Genomic DNA, 19,591 nt, shown 5'->3' on the forward strand with positions numbered 1-19,591 from the left:
AAAGGCGGGTTGGTCTCTCTCGCCGGCATACGACCTCAATCCCGTTCCGACCGATCTCAAGGCCCGGGTGCTGACGATGAACATCGATCTCGATGAGGGCACCTGTTCGCTGGATCTGCTGGAAGCCGCGTCGGAGTTTTTCGCGCTCACACTGCCCCAGGCCCGCGCAATAATCAAAGAAGTCGCGACCGTGACCGCAACCTGGCACGATACCGCCAAGGCGGTCGGCGCCCGCCCAGCCGAGATCAACCGCATGGCCAGCGCCTTCGAGCACGACGATCTCAAAGAGGCGCTGGCGCTATGACGAGGACCCTTCCTGCACAATTTCGATCTCCCAGCATTGAGCCCTGTCACGGGCGCCACCGTCGATTTGGAAGTCTCAGACATCAAGGATGCAGGCATTCGGGAAGTGCTGCAGACGCCCGGCGCAGCTTACGGTGCTTGGTCGATCCTCGACGCATTGCTCGCACCGACCGGCGTGGGAACGCCATTCATCTTCAAGGACCCGCTCGGACAGGCGCGTGAAGTCAAAGTCGCCTTGTCAGGTTTGTTCGCGCGTTTCGTCGCTCGCGCCTATCTTGAGCGCTATTTGAATCTATCGATCTTCGCCCATCTCGGCAGCCGAACAATCGATCTCGATCGTCGCCGACGGGTCACACTCCCTGTCGCGTGGCGATCTGCCCGATTGGATCGCCTGCGCTGCCAACGAACACGGAATGCCGATTGGCCGCGGCCCGTTGATTGTAGTCGACCGTTTCGTCGCTATCTGCGCCTCAGGCACACCTATTGAGATATTCGAAGCCTCTAATCTGAGTTATGAATTTAAGGTATGGTTGTCCGCGATGTAGAGTCTGGGGGTCTGCGGCATGATCGATATAGACGTCTTCGACTTTGTCGAACGCTGCAGGATGCACACAGCAACCGGGCCGCTTCTGAACGACCTGCTTGAAACAGTGAGAGATCTCGGCTTTGAGCACCTTATCCTGAGTGGCGTTCCACTTGGCGGGCAGAAGCTTGCGCCTATGGTTGAACTGAATGGCTGGCCCGCGGGCTGGTTCGAACGCTATGTCGAAGCCGAGCATGCCGCTGTTGACGGCGTTTGCATTTATTCAGCAAAAACCTTGAAGCCGTTCCTCTGGGCCGACGTCCCTTCCAAATGGTCCGATACCGAGGGTTCACGACGCGTTGCAGGCGAAGCGACCGAGTTCGGCATCTGGAGTGGTTTTGCCGTCCCGATGCTGAGCGTCCACCATTGGCAATCCGTGCTATCATTTGCGTCGTCCGCGAAGTCCTGCACTCTCTCGCCGCGACAGCAGGTGCAACTGGTGACGATGGCAGTCTATGCGGGTATGTCGATCCAGGCCTTGTCAACTGACGATGATAGTGATCAGGGTTTGCTGACCGACCGCGAAAAAGAGGTGCTGTTGTGGGCCGCGGCCGGCAAGACCTCGTCGGAGACATCCCAAATCCTTGGTTTGACCGAGCGCACCGTCAAATGGCACTCGACACGGGCTCGCGAGGCTTTTGGCGTCGCCACAACCACGCAAGCTGTTGTCGAAGCGGTGCGCAGGCGTTTGATCCACCCGTGAACGTGTCAACTGTCCCATCGGACAGGTGACGTATATTAGCGCGACTGCGAGTATCCCTTTGAGAATGATCGGGGGATCGTGCCATGATAACGGCTCACGTAGTCAATGCGCATAACAAGCATCTCTACGAAAACGAATTCGACGAGTTTCTGCGCCGTCGGCACGATTTCTTCGTGCATCAAAAACGCTGGCGCCCTCCGAGCCCGGATGGTCGCGAGCTGGATCAATTCGATACAGACGCGGCGACATACCTGCTGGGCATTGAAGACGATCGCGTAGTGACTTCGGCTCGATTGATCCCAACGAGCGAGCCGCACATGGCCTCGGAGGTCTTTTCTCACATGTGCGAAAAATCGGGCGTCCCAAGACGTCCCGATTGGACCGAATGGACCCGCACATTCGTCGTTCCCGACAAGCGAACTGCCGGACTGAGGGGAACGCTGACGCAGTTGTGCTGCGCAGTGATGGAATACGCGCTCGACGAGGGTCTCAACGCGGTGGGCGGTGTCCAGGAGACATACTTCATGCCCCACCATGGCGCACTGAAGTGGCGTGCCGAGCCAATGGGCATGGCCAGGGAAGAAAACGGTGAGTGGTACATCGTCGCCTATATCGAGGTGAATGACGCGGCGCTGGCGAGTGTTCGCAAGATACTTGGGATTGGGCATTCGCTGCTTGTTCGGCGCGGCATTCAAAGGCCCTTCGTGGAACGCAGCAAGAACCTGCAGCGCGTGTCTGCACAATAACGATCGAAATTTGGAGGAAACCATGAAAAAGGCGGTCATCATCACTGCAACAATCCTCGTTGGGCTTGCAGCTGGTGCCCAGGCCCAGCAGGTCACAGCCACCGGGTGCGCGGAAGCGGGTGTTGAAGCGGGCTGCGTTATGATGAAAGCCGGCGATAAACTCTATAACATTACGCATGCCAGCCCGAAGCCCGCGGTAGGAACTTACGGCACCGTGACCGGAACGGTGTCCGGCGATCAAGATACTTGTCAGCAGGGAGATCTTCTCAAGGCCGCCGAATGGAAGCCTGACGCTAAAAAAACCTGTGCAAACCAACAATAGGGAAGAAAATACGAAGGCATGCGCATCCAACATCTAACTGGCGGAGGATAGCAAATGGATGACCCTGACCGGTATGCCGGATATTTTCGTGATATAGACTCTCGAACAGAATATTTTGATGTTTATCAACGGCCGGCCAGCGAATCCACACACCGCAAAGGGGCAAAACACGCGGCACAACGCGCACATTGGACGTGCTGCGAGAGCATGACCCTGCGCGCTGCGTTATCGATCACAACAACGAACAGACTGTGCACGAGGTGTTGGATCGCGGTTTTTGGGCAGCCTTTTCCATCTATCCAGGCACGAAGATGGGTAATGCCCGTATGGCCGAATTAGTGCATCAATACGGGCCGGACCACATCATTGTCGACTCGGCCTGTGACTGGGGCGTCTCTGATCCTCTCGCGGTTCCAAAGACCGCTCTACTGATGATCCAGCGGGGGATTCCGGCAGAGGCCGTTCGCAAGGTAACCTATGACAATGCCCTCGCGGTCTACGGCCTCAGCGGCGAGATGAAAGCCTCCGATTGGCTCGAACCGGTCGGTATAGACCAACGCACCCTCTATTCCGGCAATAGCGTGCTTCGCGACGGCCAACGCCAAAAGTCGCCGAAGGAGGCGGCTTGGCTAGGCCGCTTGAGATCACGTGACCTTCTGCGCCAGGTATCGGCGCAGTTAACCGTAGCAACCCACCAACCGATGCGGACCGCCTCGGCTGCGATCGCTTCAGGAACAAACTAGAGATTTTTGCAATATAGAAATATTACTGGCAATATAATTGAACGCCAACGGATAATAAGCGACGTTTGGCGAGAAAAATGATATTTTTGTGAGGATAATCAAGCAATTCATTCGTATTGACGATAAATGATCTATTATATAAATTGCTTCACAAGTAATAATATGGTATCAATCGCTGTCAAACAGCATATGACGACAGAAGTGACGAGAGGGGCGCATGACAATCAACTTTATCGCAAACGATCCCGCAGTTTCTGGAGCCGCCGCGCAAGTTATCAATGCTGCCGCTGACCCGACTGCGGCGCGGGCGGGCTTTCTGGTTGACCAACTGCCACCGCAGCAACCTTATGCCGTTAGCACTGTTGAATTTGTGGCCTGGCAGGCGCGCGAGGCGGCTTTGCGGGCTCTGACGACTTTTGAAGCGATTGCAGGACCCTTGGTCGGCTGGATGGGGATGGCAACCAAGAAGCGTCTAAATCTGTATCCGAATGCTGGACAGGATCTGAACGCATACTACGATCGCGACAGCATTTCATTTTTTGAATTCCCGCTTGGAAAGATAGTTATCTATTCGGGTTCCAGCACAGACGTGGTCTCTCACGAGACCGGGCACGCAATTCTCGACGCAATTCGACCCGACCTTTGGAATGTCAACATGCTCGAGGTACAGGCGTTTCATGAAGGATTTGGCGACTGCATCGCGGTAATGACGGCTCTGTCTGATCGCGACACGCGACTTGCCATCCTGAAAGGCGATGCGACCCTGTCAAATGGGAATTTTGTAGAGGCAACAGCCGAGGAATTGTCAGCTGCTATAGGCAAGGCATTGGGCGTGAACCACAATGCGGCTAAGCCCCGTCATGCGCTGAACAAATTTAATTGGGCATTCCCCCAATCGTTGCCAGATGATGGGAAGCCTAGCGTTCTCATCGACGAAATGCACAGCTTCGGGCAGCTTACAAGCGGTTGCTATTATGACCTCATTGGCGAGATTTTTCGCGCAGGCGCCAAGGGCGAGGCGGCGCTGTGGACTGCGTGCCAGACGGCTACTAGGTTGCTCGCTGAGGCAGTTAAGGCAGCCCAGATCAAGCCTCGCTTTCTTGAAGCGGTCGGTCGCGCGATGATCCTTGCCGACCGCAGCCAGGGCACTAGCGCCGACGGGACTGGAGCAAATGAAGCCCACATCAAAAAAGCTTTCGATCGTCATGGCATCCAATTAGGTATAACAACTCTCTTTGCACCGCGCGCCGCATTGGCAAGGCATGTTGGTAAGAAGGCGAAAGGCAGAGCCGCGGCCTTCAGCGCCACCCTCTCCGGTCCGATCAAGCAGCAATTGCGGTCCATGTTTGATACCGCAAGTGATACAAGGCTCGAAGCTAAGGCGTTCAGCATGGGCCCCTCGGAAAGCAGCGTTGTGACAGGCTACCGTGCGGTCGACCTCAGCGGGTTGTCAGAGCGCTTAGCGGACGTGAAGGCGTATACGCCCCAGGTAGCAATAGTGGGAGCTGTCGCAGGGGCAACCGCGGTGTTGGGATCCATTGATTCCGGCGTAACGATTGCGACGGAAGTCAGAAGCTTTGTTGCGACGCTCGTCCGGCGCAACCTGATCGACTACGATGGAACCTCAAAAAAGATCAGGCCGGCGGGTTTTGCCGCCTCGGGCAACCGGCCAACGCACGCTCTAAAACGTCGTGGCAAGGAGACTGTTCTGGAGCGCGTGTGTTTTGGTTGCGGGTGTCATAGTGGCTTCGAATGCGTCAGCGACTTAGGTATGACTTCCGCTTCTCAATGAGGTAGCCGGTAGTTTCGCCTGATTTCTTGACGTACAGATGCGTTTGGCCTGGACGCAGCGGGGTATCGGGGTCCTCGCTCTCTGCCACTTGGCCATGCGCACGCAGCGAGCGCAGTAACACGTCTTCTTCACTGACCGGTTGACCTTTGGCGGCCGGGCCTAATGAATCTGGTCTCTTGTTCATCGCGATCTCCATTCGTGTCACAGTCAATGGGAGCATGATTTAGCTCTACGATCAGATATAGGGCTCATGGCATTCGATCGCCAGGAAAACGTCAATGCAAGGTAATGCCACTCCGCAGCATTCAAGCTCGATGGTCCCTTTCCCGCGGAAATGAACGCGCCCGCTTCATGCTGGTGGGAGCCGAGCAAATCAGGCTAGACGCGCCAACTGGGGTTGAATGGGTCTATCCGTCAGCCGGGGCCTATTTCTTCTCGCCTTCGCGCACCGCGATAAGACAGGTACTTGGCGGTGTCGCAACTCGATCCTCGTCGAAACTGAGCTCACGGCGTGCGTACAGTGACCGGGCTCGAATTCGCGTGCATCCGTAACGAAAAATCCGGACAGGCAACGCCGACTTGTTCGATGGGCTCGCGCGGCCCCACCTCCGAGGCGCGCCGTGATCGAGACCGGGTTTTGGCGGCTATATTCTTGGGCTGTCCTCTCGCTCACAATGTTCGCTTTTGCGATCTGGCAACGACATGAACAAGTTTCACTCTACTGTGGACAAATGCATATGCGCCATTTGACTCTATAGTAGAAAGGCGAGCGTATTTAAATTGGGACCAGGGTGATCTTACAATGCGTCACACTTTGTCAGCTGCACAGTCTTATCAGTTTTCCTTGCGTCTTGCGCACATCCGCCTGACGTTCGCCCTGTCTCAGCATAGGGTGCCCATTTCGCGATTACACCTCAGAAATTCACTCCACCCGCACACTCACCACTTCGCCGCTATGCCGATTTTCGCCTGATCCTGAAATTGGCCAGTCTCTTCAACATCGCCATGCGAATAGCTCAATTTCAGCGCCGTATGACCTTCCTCATCCAACGCGAAATTGAGGCCTGCGCTAAGCAATGAATAATCCCGACCAGACTCCAAATCTTCCAACCACTCGTAAGTCGTAAACAATGACGCCGGTTGGAGCCATTTTGGAACGAGTTCGTCGTTCTGCTTCGGCTTGATTGTCAGTGATAGCACACCACCCAAGCGCAGTGAGTGATCGTCATCCTGGAATATCGGCGATGTCACATCGCCCAGCTTCTCACTGTAAATCAGTCGAGCGATTGGGTCTAACTCCCACGTAAAAGGCCCTAAGCCATTCGGGACGCTGATCGATATTCCATCCGTAATCCAATAAGGCTGCCATTCCGCAGTTGCCGACCAGGAGCGAGGGTCACCGTCGAAGGTCGTGTTAAGCGCTGGTCTAAGCCTGAAATATTGCGTTCCGCCCAGCGTGTTTCCTACTGCCACCTCACCGGTTGCAGCCATGGAAAGCACATCTATGTTCTTCGATTTCTGGCTCACCAGAGTGTTGACCACTCGATTGAACGAGAGAGATGGCGCAAACGCATACCCGACGACGTAGGGCGTGAAAGGATCGCTGGGCTCATCCAACTTGACGCTGTAGCCAAGAGCAGCAACACCCTTCGCCGACCAAACGCTATTGTCGGAAACTTTGTCACGGCTCCAGTCGAACTGCGCTCCTTTCGCATCTTTGGCCACTTTCGGACATGTGAAAATCGACACGTCCTCAAAACTGTCGCGCAACAGGAACCGCCAGCCAGGGGGACAAGGATCTTTCTCCGGATCATTCTTCCCGATGACAACGGGTACGGTTTCTCCATCCGGAGTCACGTGAACTGGGTGGCCCTCTGCCGCATGTCTTTCCACACTGTGCAATGCCGACGCTACCTTTGCCTCCTCATCGCTGGCGTATTTGGCGACCTCATCGGCACTAAGGTCTCCGTCACAGTCTGCGTCGTAGTTTTGAAAGACTGGGCTGTTTTTGTGCAGCAGAAACACCCGCCATTCCGGCGAACTGCCAGGAGCACCGGCGGAGCCAGTGTATTTGCAGGCCACAGCCCTTGCCGCGGCCGTACCTGGGAAAAGCGCCATTGCAACAACAATGAGTGCCAAACGGTATGTCATTTCCAAGCCCCCACAAAGAAAGCGAGCGATCTTAGGCGCCGGCCAATTTCTTGGCCTTCGCCTTCTTGTTTTTTGCCTTTTTCTTCGGCGCAGGCTTTTCTGCCTTCAGCGCGCTCTCCAACGCCAAAGACTCGTGAGCCTTCATAAAGCTATCAAGGCTCAGTATCTCCGAGGTCAGCGTCGGGATGGCCACCACGTGCGGTAGCTTGCGAACGGTTAGGTTGGCCAACTGTTGAATTTGAGGAACTGTGACCATTTCCTTTTGTGCAAGGCGAACGTGGAGTTTCACCATCCAGGACAACTGACTTAAAACGTCCGCAAACATCGCCCATTGAGAAGCGCCAAGATTGTACATCTTTGGAATGTTGGTCGCTGGGGTCAGGACTGAAGGATCGTCTCCAAAATGACCCGCGAAGTAGTCAATCAGCCGATCCTCTATTTCTTGTTGAGAAACAGACACAAGATTCAAGTCACCCTCCCCCAGGCTGACAACTGATGAGCAAGGAAATCAATGTTTATTCATTTCGTCAATACCAGTTATAGAGATGAGATTGAAATAAACCCCAGTTGAGGTGAGGCCAAGAATCCGTGCGGCACGCGCTGAGCTTGCGCCTAAGATCCACTTCAGCCGGCGGCACGAGATCGTTGCTGTTCGGCTCTCCCTGCTGGCCATTGCGATCAATGGCCTCCTCGACGGACTTTGGCTTGAATGCTGTACCGCAGGTGAACTATTCCAGGAGTCGGAAATGACAGACATCGCTGTGTTCGTTGGCATCAATTACTTCCGACGACTCCCGGCGCATTGTGAGTTGCCCGACCGCCAAGCGACGGTCGCATTCTAGGTCCGCGCCCCGCAGCATCGCGCTACTCGATCGGAATCTCGACTGAGAGACTGTTAGACGGCCTAAATTGCCATTTCCAGGGACCGGGATATGCAGCTTGAAGCGCGACAAGTAGGTCAGGTAGCGTCGATACTTGCGCGCCACCTTTCGCGAGCTTGTAGGGCTTCTTCCAGGTGATGTTCGAATTGGTAAAATGCAGCACAATATTACGCTTGGCATGAATACTAACGAGACCTTCTAACACCGGCGGGTCGGGGTTGTCATAGTGTCCGTCTGCGGAAAAGACATAGTGCTCCGCTTCAAAGAATTGCAGGAACTCCCGCGGGCTGTTCGCGGAACTGCCGTGGTGCGGCATTTTTATCAGATCGAGCTTGCGAGCCGAATCCGGCAGGTTGAGTTGCTTCCAGCCGGCCACGATGTCATCTCCGCGTGCGTCGCCTGTCAGCAATAGACTTTTTCCGGAGACTTCGACGAGAACAACGATCGAGGACAGGTTTGGAACGGAGATATCCAATTTTGTCGCGAAAAGCCCTTGAAGCTCGGTAACTCGCGCCGACTCGGAGGTGGCCTCGAGAGCCTTGCGCCATGCGTCGCGCAGGGCATCTAGCCGGTTCTGAAGCGGGCCGATGATCGTGACAGTCGCCCCGTCGATGTCGATCCCAGTCTGTCCCGCACGCGCGGCGACCACCCCACTAAGCGGATCGTTGCCCTGCAGTTTGAGCGAACGCAGACTAGCTGCCAACTTGTTGCCCTGGGGAATACTCTGGATGACAGCCACCCCGTCAGGGCTGAACGCGCCCCCCGGAAGTAAGCCTGCCGCCGCATTGGAAAGCTGCAACGCGAGCGCGCCGCTTGACTCAACCTGCCCGGCCGGCGCGGGTCCAACTATTTCGTCGAACGAATTGAACCAAAAGCGGCGAAACGCCACGTCACCAGGGTGTGGCAAGGCATGCACGAGTTCATCGGTAAGCCTTTCAATCCCATTGATATGGTCGTCGTCAATGTGGCTAACCATACCGAGGTCGACCGTGAGGGGTTTGGTGGAGCTGATCTGCTGCAGACGTGGCAAGAGAACATCTTTCCAGACGGACACGGTCTTGCCGCCAACAGCTGTATTGCGCGGACCTCCGTCGATAATCCACACGCGCTTCGCATTGTTTGGATCGTCGTAGCGCAAGATCAGGCAGTCGCCATACAGGGCGTTGAGTGCTTCGAAAATAACCATTTGGCGTGTCCTTTTCAGATGGACTGGAGGGCGCGCAGAACGTCGACCAACCCAGCGCCTTGGAAGTCGCGCTCCCGACCAAGATCAGTTGCCGTGCGCATCAGAATCTCTTTAATTCGCGCTGGCCGGCCTATGAGCTCCGGATTTCGCGCCATCAGCAGGACTGCGGCGCCGCTGACATGGGGAGCTGCCATCGATGTGCCGTCCATGCTCTCGGTCTTGCCGCCGGGGACGCTCGAGGTGATCTTTTCACCCGGTGCGACGAGATCAGGTTTGCGGCGACCGTCGCCGGTCGGTCCGCGACTTGAAAAATAACTGACGCCGTAAGCATGCGGATCGCGTCGATGGGTCGAGCCGACGGTGATCACGCCATCGGCATTGCCAGGATCGGTAATGGTTATCTGGCGATAGCCACGACCCATGCTTTGTTGCTTGGCTTCGCTGTCGAACCCGGTGTTACCAGCCGCGACCACGACCACAGTGCCGGAATCGGCCAGCCGGTTACATGCTTCGCAAATGGGCGTCCGTCCGCAAGCATAGCTGTCGACGTAGTGGCGCAACGCCAGAGACAGGTTGGCGCCATGTACGACTGGATAGTCCCGGTTCCGGTTCAGCCATCCCACAAATTCGACAGCGCTCAGAATGGTGAATTCCTCGCTACGGCCCTCGTCGTCAAATACCCGAAGGTCCAAAATCCTCAGGTCAGGGCACATACCAATCAGCGGCGTTCTGATATCTTCTGGTTTCTCGAGTTTCGCGGCGAGGATGCCCGCGACATGCGTGCCATGACTGCTCAATGGCACCTTGTATGCCTCGGCAGTATCGTGCGGAATTTCGATCAACGGTTCGATGATCGCCCAGTCGAGATCTCTGGCGAAGTCACCCCGCTTGCGTAGATGGTCAATATTATCTGCAAATGCCGGATTGTTCAGTATCGCGAGGATGTCGGGCGGCAGATTGGGGTTATTTGGCATATAGGCCGCATTCTGAATTACCCTCAGACGTGTGAAATCGTATGTCTTGATGATCCGCGAGCGCTTCAGCCTTTCACACTTCTCGGATGGACCACAGGTTTGATCGATCGTTGAAGCAAATCCTGCAGCCGCATCCCTGGCTTTGGCGTCGGCAATGCCTTTCTCAAGCTCTGGGTCGACCCAATTGAGAAATGCTGGATGAAGCGCATCTATGCCCCCATCGATAACCGCGTAGGTCATGGCGCTGGTATCGATCTCAAACAATCTCTGAGCCGCATCCGCCTTCACAGTTCGCCTCGAGTCGAACAGCATCGGCGCGGCGGGCCGATTGAGATTGACGGCGTAAACGTGGGGTTCTCTCAGAACCTTTTTCACTTTCCGGCCGAGGCTCCCTGCGGACGACGACAACGACTCGAAGTCGCGGTCACCTCGCAGTTGGGCGCGGCCGCTCAGTGAAGCAGCGAAGGCATACTCAAACGGCCAGATCAAACTCATCAGATCCTCGGCCGTGGGCTCTTTTACGCTAGCGAAGTCGAATTGATCCTGACCGAGATTTTCAGACCCGCTCGACCCGCCGTGCTTCGACAATGCCGCAAATTTCCGAATGATGCTGATCAGCTTTCTCGCATCGGCAGCGTTGGCTCCCTTCAAAGCCTGAGCAAAACCGGCGACTGCTGCCAGCCGGAAATATTGAATGCCGTCGTTGCGGCACTTGCTAAGGATCCTGGACAATGGGTCGCCCGACTTTTCTAGATCGGAGTAGGACTTGTAGTCGGTCAAGTTGGTCCAGAACCGTTCCGAGAGGCCCTGCCACCAATCCGTCATGGGTATGACGAGTTGGACGACCGTACCGAGATCGACGGCCGCGACAACAAAGCCGCTATTTAGTGCGACCATTTCGACGTGAATATCATAGCGGTCACGAGGTGCCTCGCGCAAATACGATGCTATTTCCCCCGGTGAGGCGCCTCGCCATGGCGTAATAAGGATGTCGACCTTGTCGTCGGGCAGTGATTTGTCTGCATGACGAGCCTTTGCAACGCGTTCGGCCCGACGGATGAGCGCAATCCAGACATCCGGAGCTATGGGGCTATCCTGAGTTCGTCGCGCGTGACCGAACGTCTGGATCACGAAGCGACGCAGCGTATCGTCGTCGAGAACTGGCCATCTCACTGGGGTTGTCATGAGTCCCCTCCTTCGGCTGTCTTACCGGAAGACCGTCCCTCCCCTGCAAGCCTGGTACCGGTTGGTCCCATACCTGACCAGCACGGTGTCCGGACTTACCGCAATGGCTCTGCAAGAAGAGCCGGCGTTGATGCCAATTCCTTTTTGCATGAACCGATTGCTCAAGCGAAAGGCTGCGCCCACAACATTATGAGGGCGTCCCTTACCTATTATTTTACTTGGCTATTAAGTCCTCCCCGCTTTGTCGCTATAATTGCGCAAAACTCCCGTGTTAGCAATGACGCTTTTCGGACACTTTTCGATCTTTCCACGATGACATACGTTCTTTCTGCAGGGAGAATTTCTTAATCAGATACTAGCGCCGAACTGCAAAATCATGGCACTATGAAGACAGTCGAGCAAAGGGGGGATAAATGGTCATCGATGGGGACTGGGCCGTATTTGGTATAGGTTGCGCCGGCGGAGTTATCGCGGAATTGCTGCATTGGTGGAATTTGCGCGAAGCTGCTCAGCTGCCAACCTACGGAAGCAGCCCTTTCTACTGGGCGGTCACCATCGCCATGACCCTTGCCGGCGGGTTCGTCGCTTGGCTCTATTTTGGTGGCCACGCCGAAGGCATCATCGCCTTCCACGTCGGTGTCTCCACGCCATTGATCCTGCAAAAGCTGGTGACCAGCATACCGCAGGCTGCAGGCGCCAAGAACGTCGTGGTCAAACCCAGTGCCAGCATCCGTAACTTCTTCACCTGGTAGCACGGCAGTGATCGGCGCGGTGATTGTTGGCATTGGCGCCTACCGGGCGGGTGCCGGGGCCACTCTTCCACCGCTCAAATATGCGCCCGCCGACGCAGGTGAGGTTGAGCGCTATCTGACCACCTGCTGGCCGCGCCCCGGAGACCTCAAACTAGCCAGGGTCCCGGAGGCTGGGGCGACTGCGGATGCAATTGAGCAGGCTTTCGACAGCTTGGCGGCCCTTGGTCCCCTAGAGCTTTGCTTGGTGTTTCTTTCTGGCCATGGCTTGGTCGATGAATCCAACGCCGGATTCCTGGTGCAGCCAAATGGACAAGGCCTGGCGCTGTTCGACGCGACGGCGCTCGACAGCTGTATTGGCTCGGTCCGCGCGGAAAGGACGATCCTGATCCTGGATTGTTGCTTCGCCGAGGGCATCGTTCGTAAGATGCAGTATTTCTCAGCCTTGGGTGACAGTGCCGCACGTCTCTACATCGCCTCCTCCCGCGAGGGGCAGCTCACGTGGGAGGACGATGAGATTGGACATGGCGTCTTCACGGCGCATCTGCTTGACCTGCTCAAGACCGGCAATGCTGTTCAACTAGGCGGCCGCAAGGATCGGCTAGATGTTGACTCAGAGCTCTTTCCCGTTTTGTGCGAACAGGTGCCGCTCTATGTGCTGGATCACAAGGGTGGTGCCCATCAGGAGCCCGTCAAGGGTGGTGTCTCGATCTCCGCCGTGGGCTTGCCCGTGTCCAGTCTGGCGAGAGGGCTGCGGGAACGGACCCCCCTGGGCACCGCACTCAGGCGGTTGCGGCAGCTCGTTGCCGGGCTCGCAGTCGCGGGCGTCGCCATGATCCTGCTCGCCTACACTCTCCTCTACTACGCAGAGCCGGGCCAAAGCGGTACCTTGATCATCCGTCACGGCACCCGGTGGCTGCAACCCGTGCTCAAACTCCTGCCGCTGAACCGGGTGGACACCGGGATCGACGTTGCCGAGATATCGGCAAATGCTGCGGCAGCCGCCCCTTTGCAGTCAGGTTACACGACCGGTATTTGGACGCATGTAACCTCCGCGGGCTATCGCGGCTGGTTCGACGCCGTTGCAGCCGGCCTCGATCCGGCAGCGGCGACCCGCTACGCCGCACTGGTCGGAATGCCCGCCGCGCCCCTGGACGACGATCCTAGACCAGCGGAGGTGGAGCAGTCGGCCTGGATGGCCTTGGCAGACATCCAATCCGGCGCGCTGTCGGACGTTCTGAAGCACATTCCAGGCCAAGACCGGTTTTCACCGCAGCCGACACCGTTCCCCGCCAACAGTATGGATTTCCAGATCTTGGACCTGACGGCCGAGTCGATGCAGAGCTACGCGCGCGCCCTTGGCTACGGCGCGGACCTGGATCCGGTCGCAGCGTTCCCAGCGTATGTGGGCTTCTCCAAGGCGACGCAGGAATGGCTGACCTACAATACAGACGCGCAGCGGGGTCGAGACGCACGAGTGAGGGTTCGTGATAGCGTCGCGGATGTTCTCGGCATCATCACCCGGGCGCGCGCCGATCGCGCCCTCGCCCCGCTTGAGCCTCAGGATCGCCTCCTTATCCAGGGTCTGGCCGACATGGGCTATGGCGATGTTCTTGGCCTCGCCTTGAGCAGGGTTGATCTGGACAGCACCGACCGCATCGCGCTTGGCACCAAGGCGCTGCAGCAGTTTCATGGCGAGCCCGACGATCCGGCCCAGGGTGCAGCGTTTCAAACGATCATCGCAAGCCTAGACGCCAGCCCGCAGGCCAAGCAGTTGGTCGACGCAGTGGCTGATATCTTCGCCAAATCCGCCCACCCACAGAATAGCTATTTCACCCACTTCCTGATCCTCGCCGCCGACGCTCGCGCACTATCGCCGCAGTTGGTCGATACGCTGCTCATCGCTGCGCGCAAAAGCGTGGCGAAATCGGAGTTTGATTTCGAAGACAGCGAACTGGCCCGTGTCCTGGCGCATGCCATGAGCCAGGTCCCCGAAGCGGACAGGCAGGTCGCGTTCGCCCTCATCGAGCGCGCCGCGGCAAACGTCGCGGAAATGTCGGTGTCCACGGCGGAAATGTTCGCGGCGCTGGGCAGTCTCGGGCTTGATCCCGCCGGCACACTGGAAAAAGTGGAGGCTCAAGCATTTAAGGCCGAGCCTTTCACGGGCGGTTCTGATCCCTCCACCCAGTCGTCTCCTGGCATGGCCATCATCGTGGGACCCGGCCCCTGGATCGTCGCGTTGGCGCAAATCGGTCGGACCAGAGAACTCCCCGAACGCGACATCGCGTTCCTTCGCCAACACGCCGCCGATCCGACCCTAAGAGCTGACATTCTGCCGGCGCTTATCCATCAGGCAGGGCCGATGGCCCCTGAGGCCACTACCGAGACATTGATCGATCGGCTGGAATCATTTCCGCGAGACGCCCGTGACCGCAGCGTCGAGCAGGCGGTTGGCGTTGGCCAGCTCGCGGCCATGCCCCGGCAGGACTTCGTCCGGGCATTGGATAGCCTGCGGCTGGCGCGGTCAGCCGCCGCCGAGCCAGAGCTGCGTATCGCCCTTGGCCTGACTCTCGTTGGGGCGCAGATCGCCCGTGGCGAGCCAGCCCAACGCACCGTCGAATACGCACAGTGACTTGCGCGATTTCGTGCATCGAGGCCAAGATTTCGCAGACATCCTATATAGTCCGATTGCCTGATAGCGCTGTCGCCCTAAGCGAACCGTCATTCGGCTTTTTCCATGGACACAGGAGCAGGAATCGATTTGACCTTTAGGTTGATTTTGTCCGATGATGCCTTTACGGGATGACATTGGGGGGGACATCTTGACACCAAGAAAAAAGCTACGCGGTCGAAGTACTGGACCGGCGCAACCGTGACTATGCTCGGCATTGTATTCTCCATGAGCCACGCCAACGCCGGCGATACAAAACAACCGATCACGGATTCCTCTAAGCAGCGAAAGCAAAGGTGTGACCGAGGCTGAGGCGGATTTCGCGGCTCGCCTGCTTTCGGGAAACCTAGGCACCAATGACGACAAGAAAATTGAAGAGGACATTGATGAAAACGGACAGGGCCTCGCAAGCCGCCTTGAATCCGGTGATCTAAGCCAAGGCAATGGGAAGGCAGCCAGACCCTGATCACAATTGCAAATCAAAACCAGGCCCAGGAGGATCAGGCTCGGCGCGACGCCTTGAGCGCGATCGCCAAAAGCGCGGCGTCAATGCCCCCGATCGTCATCCCAGACTTCGTTGCAAATCCAAAATGAGTCTGCCTCAAATGCGCTTACCGAGCCGCAGGCTCCTTCTTGGCATTGCTGCGCTCTCTTGCATCGGCTTGCCATTAGGCGCCGCGGCATCCCCACCGGACAAACTCGGCAACGCCTGCCTCGCGCTCGATGAGAACATCACTTACCTCTCGGTAGACCTCCCAGAACAGTTCAAAAGCGTTTCAAAGAACGACTTCCTCAGTCCTCAGCGCAACGATCCATCAACGGATCCATTCTTTCGAGCGCAGCTTGGCCCGGATAAAGAGTTCAAGGCCGTCGCCGTAAAATACGCCTCTGTCGACAATTCTATCGAACAGATCCCGATAGCGCTGTTTGCAGAAGAGAGGCCGTTTCTCTCATCGCTGAAGGTAATAAACGACAACTTCGAATTCGTTCGTCATTATCGCGGCCAGGCTCTGAACGAAAACCGTCTTTCCAACGCCGCCATCGGCGTGAACGAAGACGGGAAGGCGACCTTTTAGAAGGTCAGCCGCGACGGTGAGCTCTTTCCTCTCGATGACCTCGCCCACCGGAGCGAAACGCTCTGCGGCCGGAAAAAGATCTTCGACCTCGCAATCCAGTGCGTGAAGGATATCTTCGCGGCGGATGAGGTTGTTCGTCTGGCCGGAAGGTCCGGCTTTCTTAACGACAAGATTCTGTAGTTCGAAGGTACGCATCCGGTGAAGACCGCAGACGTGCGTATTTGGTGGCCATGAAGACCTGAGCACCGGTGTGCTGGGGTCAAGCTTTCGATGGCGAGACGCGATGATATTCTTCGAGGAGGAGTTTGACCTCCTCGAAGCCTTCATCGGTGAAGGCCAAGATCCCGTCGTCATCGTTGGCGCCGTACACCCAGATGACGCCGTCCTCGGGCTCGAGACCGAGGGTCAGTTCGTGGATGAGCGCTTCGCTGACGCCGAGGTCGCTGGCGACACGTTCGACGGTGTAGACGTGATGCACCTTATTGCGCTGCATGATCAGGCCGCCGCTGGTTGGGTCTGCAGTTTTGCGGATCTCCAGTTCCACGGCAGCAGATCATCGATTTGATGGGCCGGATAGGCGGCCAGTCGGGCGAGGACGTCGGCGAGCCAGGCCTGCGGGTCGATATCGTTCATCTTGGCGCTGACGATCAGGCTGTAGAGAACGGCTGCGCGCTGTCCGCCGCGATCGGAACCGCAGAACAGCCAGGACTTTCTGCCGAGAGCAATCTCGGGGTCATTCTGCCCATGTTGGGCAGGAGGTCGAAGTCCATTATCGCTGGCATCCGTATTTCGGACGCCGGCTTCGCTGCGAGAACAGCGAAGAACGCGCCAACGGTCGGATCATTCATCTCGTCATCGTGCCTGGGCATGTCATTACCGCTCCGGCCTGGATGATAGATCCCGTGGCGTGCGCAGCAATGGATCTGGGATCCCCGCGCGCGTCGCTTGCTGCACTGCTTGAACTGAACAAGCTCTTGATCCAGCGCCGTTTCCGGCGAGGCTCTCCGGATGGTTTCATCATCGGGGAGACTCAAAATGAGAACCTTGCCGCCACCGACACGATCTCTCGTGATCGTTCGCCAGCTCAGCATGCCGCTCGACTCGCACAAGCTAGTCGGGCTGAGCGCAGCGCAACGAACGATCGTGATCGCCCGGCTCGCCAATGTGCTGATGGCCGCCGCCGGCATCGTGACGGAGGAGAGCCGCGATGACGAGCAGTAATCTGATTCCGGCCACCATCCTCAAGCGCAAGGCCGTCATCTATGTACGTCAGTCCACGCAGGCGCAAGTGCAGCTCAATCTTGAGAGCCAGCGTCGGCAATATGAGCTGGTCGACGTCGCGCGGCGCTGGGGATTCCGCAAGGTTGAGGTGATCGACGAGGACTTGGGACGCACCGCAAGTGGAGCTGTGGAACGTCCCGGTTTCGAGCGCCTGGTCGACGATCTGTGCACCGGTCATGTGGGCGCTGTGCTTTGCCTGGAGGCGTCCCGCCTGTCTCGCAACGGACCGGACTGGCATCGGCTGCTCGAGTTGTGCGGCGAAGTCGATGCACGGGTGATCGATCTGGACGGAGTCTACGATCCGGGGCTGCCGAACGATCGCCTGCTGCTCGGCATGAAGGGGAGCATAAGCGAGTTCGAACTCGGGGTGTTGCGTGCTCGCATGTACGAAGCTGCCCGCGCCAAGGCACAGCGCGGCGAACTGCGCATCTCTGTGCCCTTCGGCTACGTCTGGCACCGGGATTACGGTCTGGGGTTTGATCCCGACATGCGCCTGCAGGAGACCATTCGCCTGATATTCGCGCGTTTCCGCGAACTCGGCAGTGCGCGCCAGGTCCTGATCTCGATGATCGACGATGGCGTGCATTTCCCCAGACCCTCCGACGGCAAGAAGATGGTGTCCTTCGCCTGGGTTCCGGTCCGCTACCGCAACGTGATCTCCGTCCTGAAGAACCCGTTCTACGCCGGCGCTTATGTCTATGGTAAGAGCGAGAAGCGCACCGAGATCGTGGATGGCCGCGTCCGCAAGAGCTATGGTCATTACAAGCCGGCCCGCGATTGGGCGGTGGTGCTCAAGGAGCATCACGAAGGCTATATTGGATGGAGCGAGTACGAACGGAACCAGGAACTTCTCGCCTCCAACGCCTATGGCAAAGCCGGCGGCGTCAAGTCGGGGCGCGGCGGTCGCGCGTTGCTCCCGGGTCTTCTCTCCTGTGGTCGATGCGGGCGAAGACTGGTTGTCACGTATGCCGGACGTGGCCAAGGTTACCCGGTCTATCGTTGCGAGCGGGGCAACACCATGATGGCGCAGGCGCGATGCATGTCGTTCAACGGCTTTCGCACCGATGCGGCGGTGGCCCGCGAAGCCTTGGAGGCGGTTGCGCCGATGGCGATCGAGGCGGCGTTGGAGGCTGAACAGATGCAGCTGGAGAGCGAAGCCAGGCGGCGGCAGATGATCGAGATGGACCTGCAGCAGGCACGCTATGAGGCATCGCTCGCCGAGCGCCGCTATGCCGCCTGCGACCCGGAGAACCGGCTTATAGCGGCCCAGCTCGAGAGGAACTGGGAAGCTACGCTCAGGCGCGTGGAGACCTGCGAGGCCCGGCTCAGTGAAGTCCAGCGTATGGAGCCTGTCGACGCGATCCCTGACTTCACCGGCCTCGCCCAGGATCTCGAAGCCGCCTGGAATGCGCCGGGTGTCGATATGCGCTGCCGTCAGCAACTGCTGCGCGCGCTCATCAAGGACATTGTGGCGGACGTCGATGACGACGCGCGCGATGTGATCCTGACCATCCATTGGCATGGGGGCCAGCATTCCCAGGTAAGGGTTCGCAAACCCAAATCCGGAGAGCATGGCCAGAGTACGCCTGAGGAGGCTCTGGCGGTCATGCGATCCATGGCAACGCGATGGTCGGATGCCGAAATCGCCGCCACACTCAACCGCATGGGCATGAAGACGGGTCAGGGAAAGACCTGGACGGCGCGACGCGTCCAATCGCTGCGCACGGTGCACAAGATCAGCGGCTATCGGTCTTCCGACAAGAACGGCGAGTGGCTTACCATGTCGGACGCGGCCGCGAAGCTTGGCGTGTCGCACGTCAAAATCCGCCGGTTCGTCAGGGACGGCATATTGCCAGCCGAGCAGGTCATGCGCGGCGCGCCCTACCAGATCCGCGCCAGCGACCTTGAAGATGAACGGATCAAGGCCGATTTGGCGCGCAAATCTCCGCGTATCATCAACGACGATAATCAGAAATCGCTGTTTCCCGCCATTTGAAGAGGGGGTGCATAATGAATCAGTCTTCGCGACGCCGCGCAGGGCTCGCTCGGCTGCATTGTTCGACAGGCAAATCCGCCCATCGTCGAGGAACCGGGTGAAGGATGACCAGCGGCGCAGCATGTAGTTGAAGGCCTTGCTCAGATCGTGTCCGCGCGAGAGCTTGTCGCGCGTCTCGATCATCCAGCGCTCGAGCTCGGTGACCAGCGGCGCGCTCCGCTCCTGGCGCACGGCGTGGCGTTGGGCGGG

Annotated in this window: 17 protein-coding genes and 3 pseudogenes; 13 read left to right on the forward strand and 7 right to left on the reverse strand. The window is 57.8% G+C overall.

Annotated elements, in window-relative coordinates:
• The 7 genes and pseudogenes from AC0L2X_RS31265 to AC0L2X_RS31295 form a co-directional block, all read left to right on the forward strand.
• Positions 1-304, forward strand: a pseudogene (locus tag AC0L2X_RS31265) (type II toxin-antitoxin system HipA family toxin); the annotation flags it as partial.
• A 36-nt stretch (positions 305-340) separates the two neighbouring features.
• Complete coding sequence (locus AC0L2X_RS31270; RefSeq protein ID WP_473601053.1) at positions 341-790, forward strand: hypothetical protein; 450 nt, start codon at positions 341-343, stop codon at positions 788-790.
• Positions 791-866: 76 nt separating this feature from the next.
• On the forward strand, positions 867-1,589 hold the full coding sequence (locus tag AC0L2X_RS31275) for a LuxR family transcriptional regulator (protein WP_473601054.1): 723 nt from the start codon (positions 867-869) through the stop codon (positions 1,587-1,589).
• Between the two features lie 83 nt (positions 1,590-1,672).
• Positions 1,673-2,335 carry an acyl-homoserine-lactone synthase gene (locus AC0L2X_RS31280; protein ID WP_473601055.1) on the forward strand — a complete coding sequence of 221 codons (663 nt, stop codon included), beginning with the start codon at positions 1,673-1,675 and terminating at the stop codon, positions 2,333-2,335.
• Positions 2,336-2,357: 22 nt separating this feature from the next.
• Positions 2,358-2,657, forward strand: a complete 300-nt coding sequence (locus AC0L2X_RS31285) for a hypothetical protein (RefSeq protein WP_473601056.1) — start codon at positions 2,358-2,360, stop codon at positions 2,655-2,657.
• Between the two features lie 188 nt (positions 2,658-2,845).
• Positions 2,846-3,400 (forward strand): hypothetical protein, encoded by a 555-nt coding sequence (locus AC0L2X_RS31290; RefSeq protein WP_473601057.1) that lies wholly within the window; start codon positions 2,846-2,848, stop codon positions 3,398-3,400.
• Between the two features lie 217 nt (positions 3,401-3,617).
• Complete coding sequence (locus tag AC0L2X_RS31295; protein WP_473601058.1) at positions 3,618-5,192, forward strand: gluzincin family metallopeptidase; 1,575 nt, start codon at positions 3,618-3,620, stop codon at positions 5,190-5,192.
• 939 nt (positions 5,193-6,131) lie between these two features.
• Here AC0L2X_RS31295 and AC0L2X_RS31300 read toward each other — a convergent pair.
• The 4 genes from AC0L2X_RS31300 to AC0L2X_RS31315 all read right to left on the reverse strand — a co-directional run bounded on the left by AC0L2X_RS31300 (position 6,132) and on the right by AC0L2X_RS31315 (position 11,569).
• Positions 6,132-7,343 (reverse strand): hypothetical protein, encoded by a 1,212-nt coding sequence (locus tag AC0L2X_RS31300; protein ID WP_473601059.1) that lies wholly within the window; start codon positions 7,341-7,343, stop codon positions 6,132-6,134.
• A 31-nt stretch (positions 7,344-7,374) separates the two neighbouring features.
• A complete protein-coding gene (locus AC0L2X_RS31305; protein ID WP_473601060.1) occupies positions 7,375-7,812 on the reverse strand; it encodes a hypothetical protein in 438 nt (145 codons plus the stop codon).
• Between the two features lie 395 nt (positions 7,813-8,207).
• A complete protein-coding gene (locus AC0L2X_RS31310; RefSeq protein ID WP_473601061.1) occupies positions 8,208-9,410 on the reverse strand; it encodes a ComEC/Rec2 family competence protein in 1,203 nt (400 codons plus the stop codon).
• A gap of 14 nt (positions 9,411-9,424) precedes the next feature.
• On the reverse strand, positions 9,425-11,569 hold the full coding sequence (locus tag AC0L2X_RS31315; protein ID WP_473601062.1) for a S8 family peptidase: 2,145 nt from the start codon (positions 11,567-11,569) through the stop codon (positions 9,425-9,427).
• Positions 11,570-11,982: 413 nt separating this feature from the next.
• On the opposite strand from AC0L2X_RS31315, the gene AC0L2X_RS31320 reads away from it, so the two are divergent.
• The 4 genes from AC0L2X_RS31320 to AC0L2X_RS31335 all read left to right on the forward strand — a co-directional run bounded on the left by AC0L2X_RS31320 (position 11,983) and on the right by AC0L2X_RS31335 (position 16,065).
• On the forward strand, positions 11,983-12,321 hold the full coding sequence (locus tag AC0L2X_RS31320; protein ID WP_473601063.1) for a hypothetical protein: 339 nt from the start codon (positions 11,983-11,985) through the stop codon (positions 12,319-12,321).
• A 7-nt stretch (positions 12,322-12,328) separates the two neighbouring features.
• Positions 12,329-14,950: a caspase family protein gene (locus AC0L2X_RS31325; protein ID WP_473601064.1), complete on the forward strand. Its 2,622-nt coding sequence runs from the start codon at positions 12,329-12,331 to the stop codon at positions 14,948-14,950.
• Between the two features lie 337 nt (positions 14,951-15,287).
• A complete protein-coding gene (locus AC0L2X_RS31330; protein WP_473601065.1) occupies positions 15,288-15,455 on the forward strand; it encodes a hypothetical protein in 168 nt (55 codons plus the stop codon).
• 124 nt (positions 15,456-15,579) lie between these two features.
• On the forward strand, positions 15,580-16,065 hold the full coding sequence (locus tag AC0L2X_RS31335) for a hypothetical protein (RefSeq protein WP_473601066.1): 486 nt from the start codon (positions 15,580-15,582) through the stop codon (positions 16,063-16,065).
• Positions 16,066-16,324: 259 nt separating this feature from the next.
• On the opposite strand, the gene AC0L2X_RS31340 is transcribed toward AC0L2X_RS31335, so the two are convergent.
• Positions 16,325-16,609 carry a hypothetical protein gene (locus AC0L2X_RS31340; RefSeq protein ID WP_473601067.1) on the reverse strand — a complete coding sequence of 95 codons (285 nt, stop codon included), beginning with the start codon at positions 16,607-16,609 and terminating at the stop codon, positions 16,325-16,327.
• Positions 16,561-16,791: pseudogene (locus tag AC0L2X_RS31345) on the reverse strand (transposase domain-containing protein); the annotation flags it as partial. The pseudogene AC0L2X_RS31345 and the gene AC0L2X_RS31340, both read right to left, overlap by 49 nt.
• Positions 16,792-17,100: 309 nt before the next feature.
• Between AC0L2X_RS31345 and AC0L2X_RS31350 the strand changes: the two are divergent.
• Entirely contained in the window at positions 17,101-17,286 is a 186-nt protein-coding gene (locus AC0L2X_RS31350; RefSeq protein WP_147377831.1) for a hypothetical protein, read from the forward strand.
• Positions 17,273-19,342: a recombinase family protein gene (locus AC0L2X_RS31355; protein WP_473601068.1), complete on the forward strand. Its 2,070-nt coding sequence runs from the start codon at positions 17,273-17,275 to the stop codon at positions 19,340-19,342. The genes AC0L2X_RS31350 and AC0L2X_RS31355 overlap by 14 nt, the downstream gene beginning before the upstream one ends.
• A 27-nt stretch (positions 19,343-19,369) precedes the next feature.
• Here AC0L2X_RS31355 and AC0L2X_RS31360 read toward each other — a convergent pair.
• A pseudogene (locus AC0L2X_RS31360) lies at positions 19,370-19,591 on the reverse strand (IS66 family transposase); the annotation flags it as partial.

It is taken from the genome of Mesorhizobium sp. WSM4828 (assembly GCF_055811175.1).

Bases quoted from the DNA above. Each gene is read 5' to 3' on its own strand.
- AC0L2X_RS31275 (WP_473601054.1), top strand. From the start codon at position 867: ATGATCGATATAGACGTCTTCGACTTTGTCGAACGCTGCAGGATGCAC.
- AC0L2X_RS31280 (WP_473601055.1), top strand. From the start codon at position 1,673: ATGATAACGGCTCACGTAGTCAATGCGCATAACAAGCATCTCTACGAA.
- AC0L2X_RS31285 (WP_473601056.1), top strand. From the start codon at position 2,358: ATGAAAAAGGCGGTCATCATCACTGCAACAATCCTCGTTGGGCTTGCA.
- AC0L2X_RS31295 (WP_473601058.1), top strand. From the start codon at position 3,618: ATGACAATCAACTTTATCGCAAACGATCCCGCAGTTTCTGGAGCCGCC.
- AC0L2X_RS31300 (WP_473601059.1), bottom strand. From the start codon at position 7,343: ATGACATACCGTTTGGCACTCATTGTTGTTGCAATGGCGCTTTTCCCA.
- AC0L2X_RS31310 (WP_473601061.1), bottom strand. From the start codon at position 9,410: ATGGTTATTTTCGAAGCACTCAACGCCCTGTATGGCGACTGCCTGATC.
- AC0L2X_RS31315 (WP_473601062.1), bottom strand. From the start codon at position 11,569: ATGACAACCCCAGTGAGATGGCCAGTTCTCGACGACGATACGCTGCGT.
- AC0L2X_RS31320 (WP_473601063.1), top strand. From the start codon at position 11,983: ATGGTCATCGATGGGGACTGGGCCGTATTTGGTATAGGTTGCGCCGGC.
- AC0L2X_RS31335 (WP_473601066.1), top strand. From the start codon at position 15,580: ATGAGTCTGCCTCAAATGCGCTTACCGAGCCGCAGGCTCCTTCTTGGC.
- AC0L2X_RS31350 (WP_147377831.1), top strand. From the start codon at position 17,101: ATGAGAACCTTGCCGCCACCGACACGATCTCTCGTGATCGTTCGCCAG.
- AC0L2X_RS31355 (WP_473601068.1), top strand. From the start codon at position 17,273: ATGACGAGCAGTAATCTGATTCCGGCCACCATCCTCAAGCGCAAGGCC.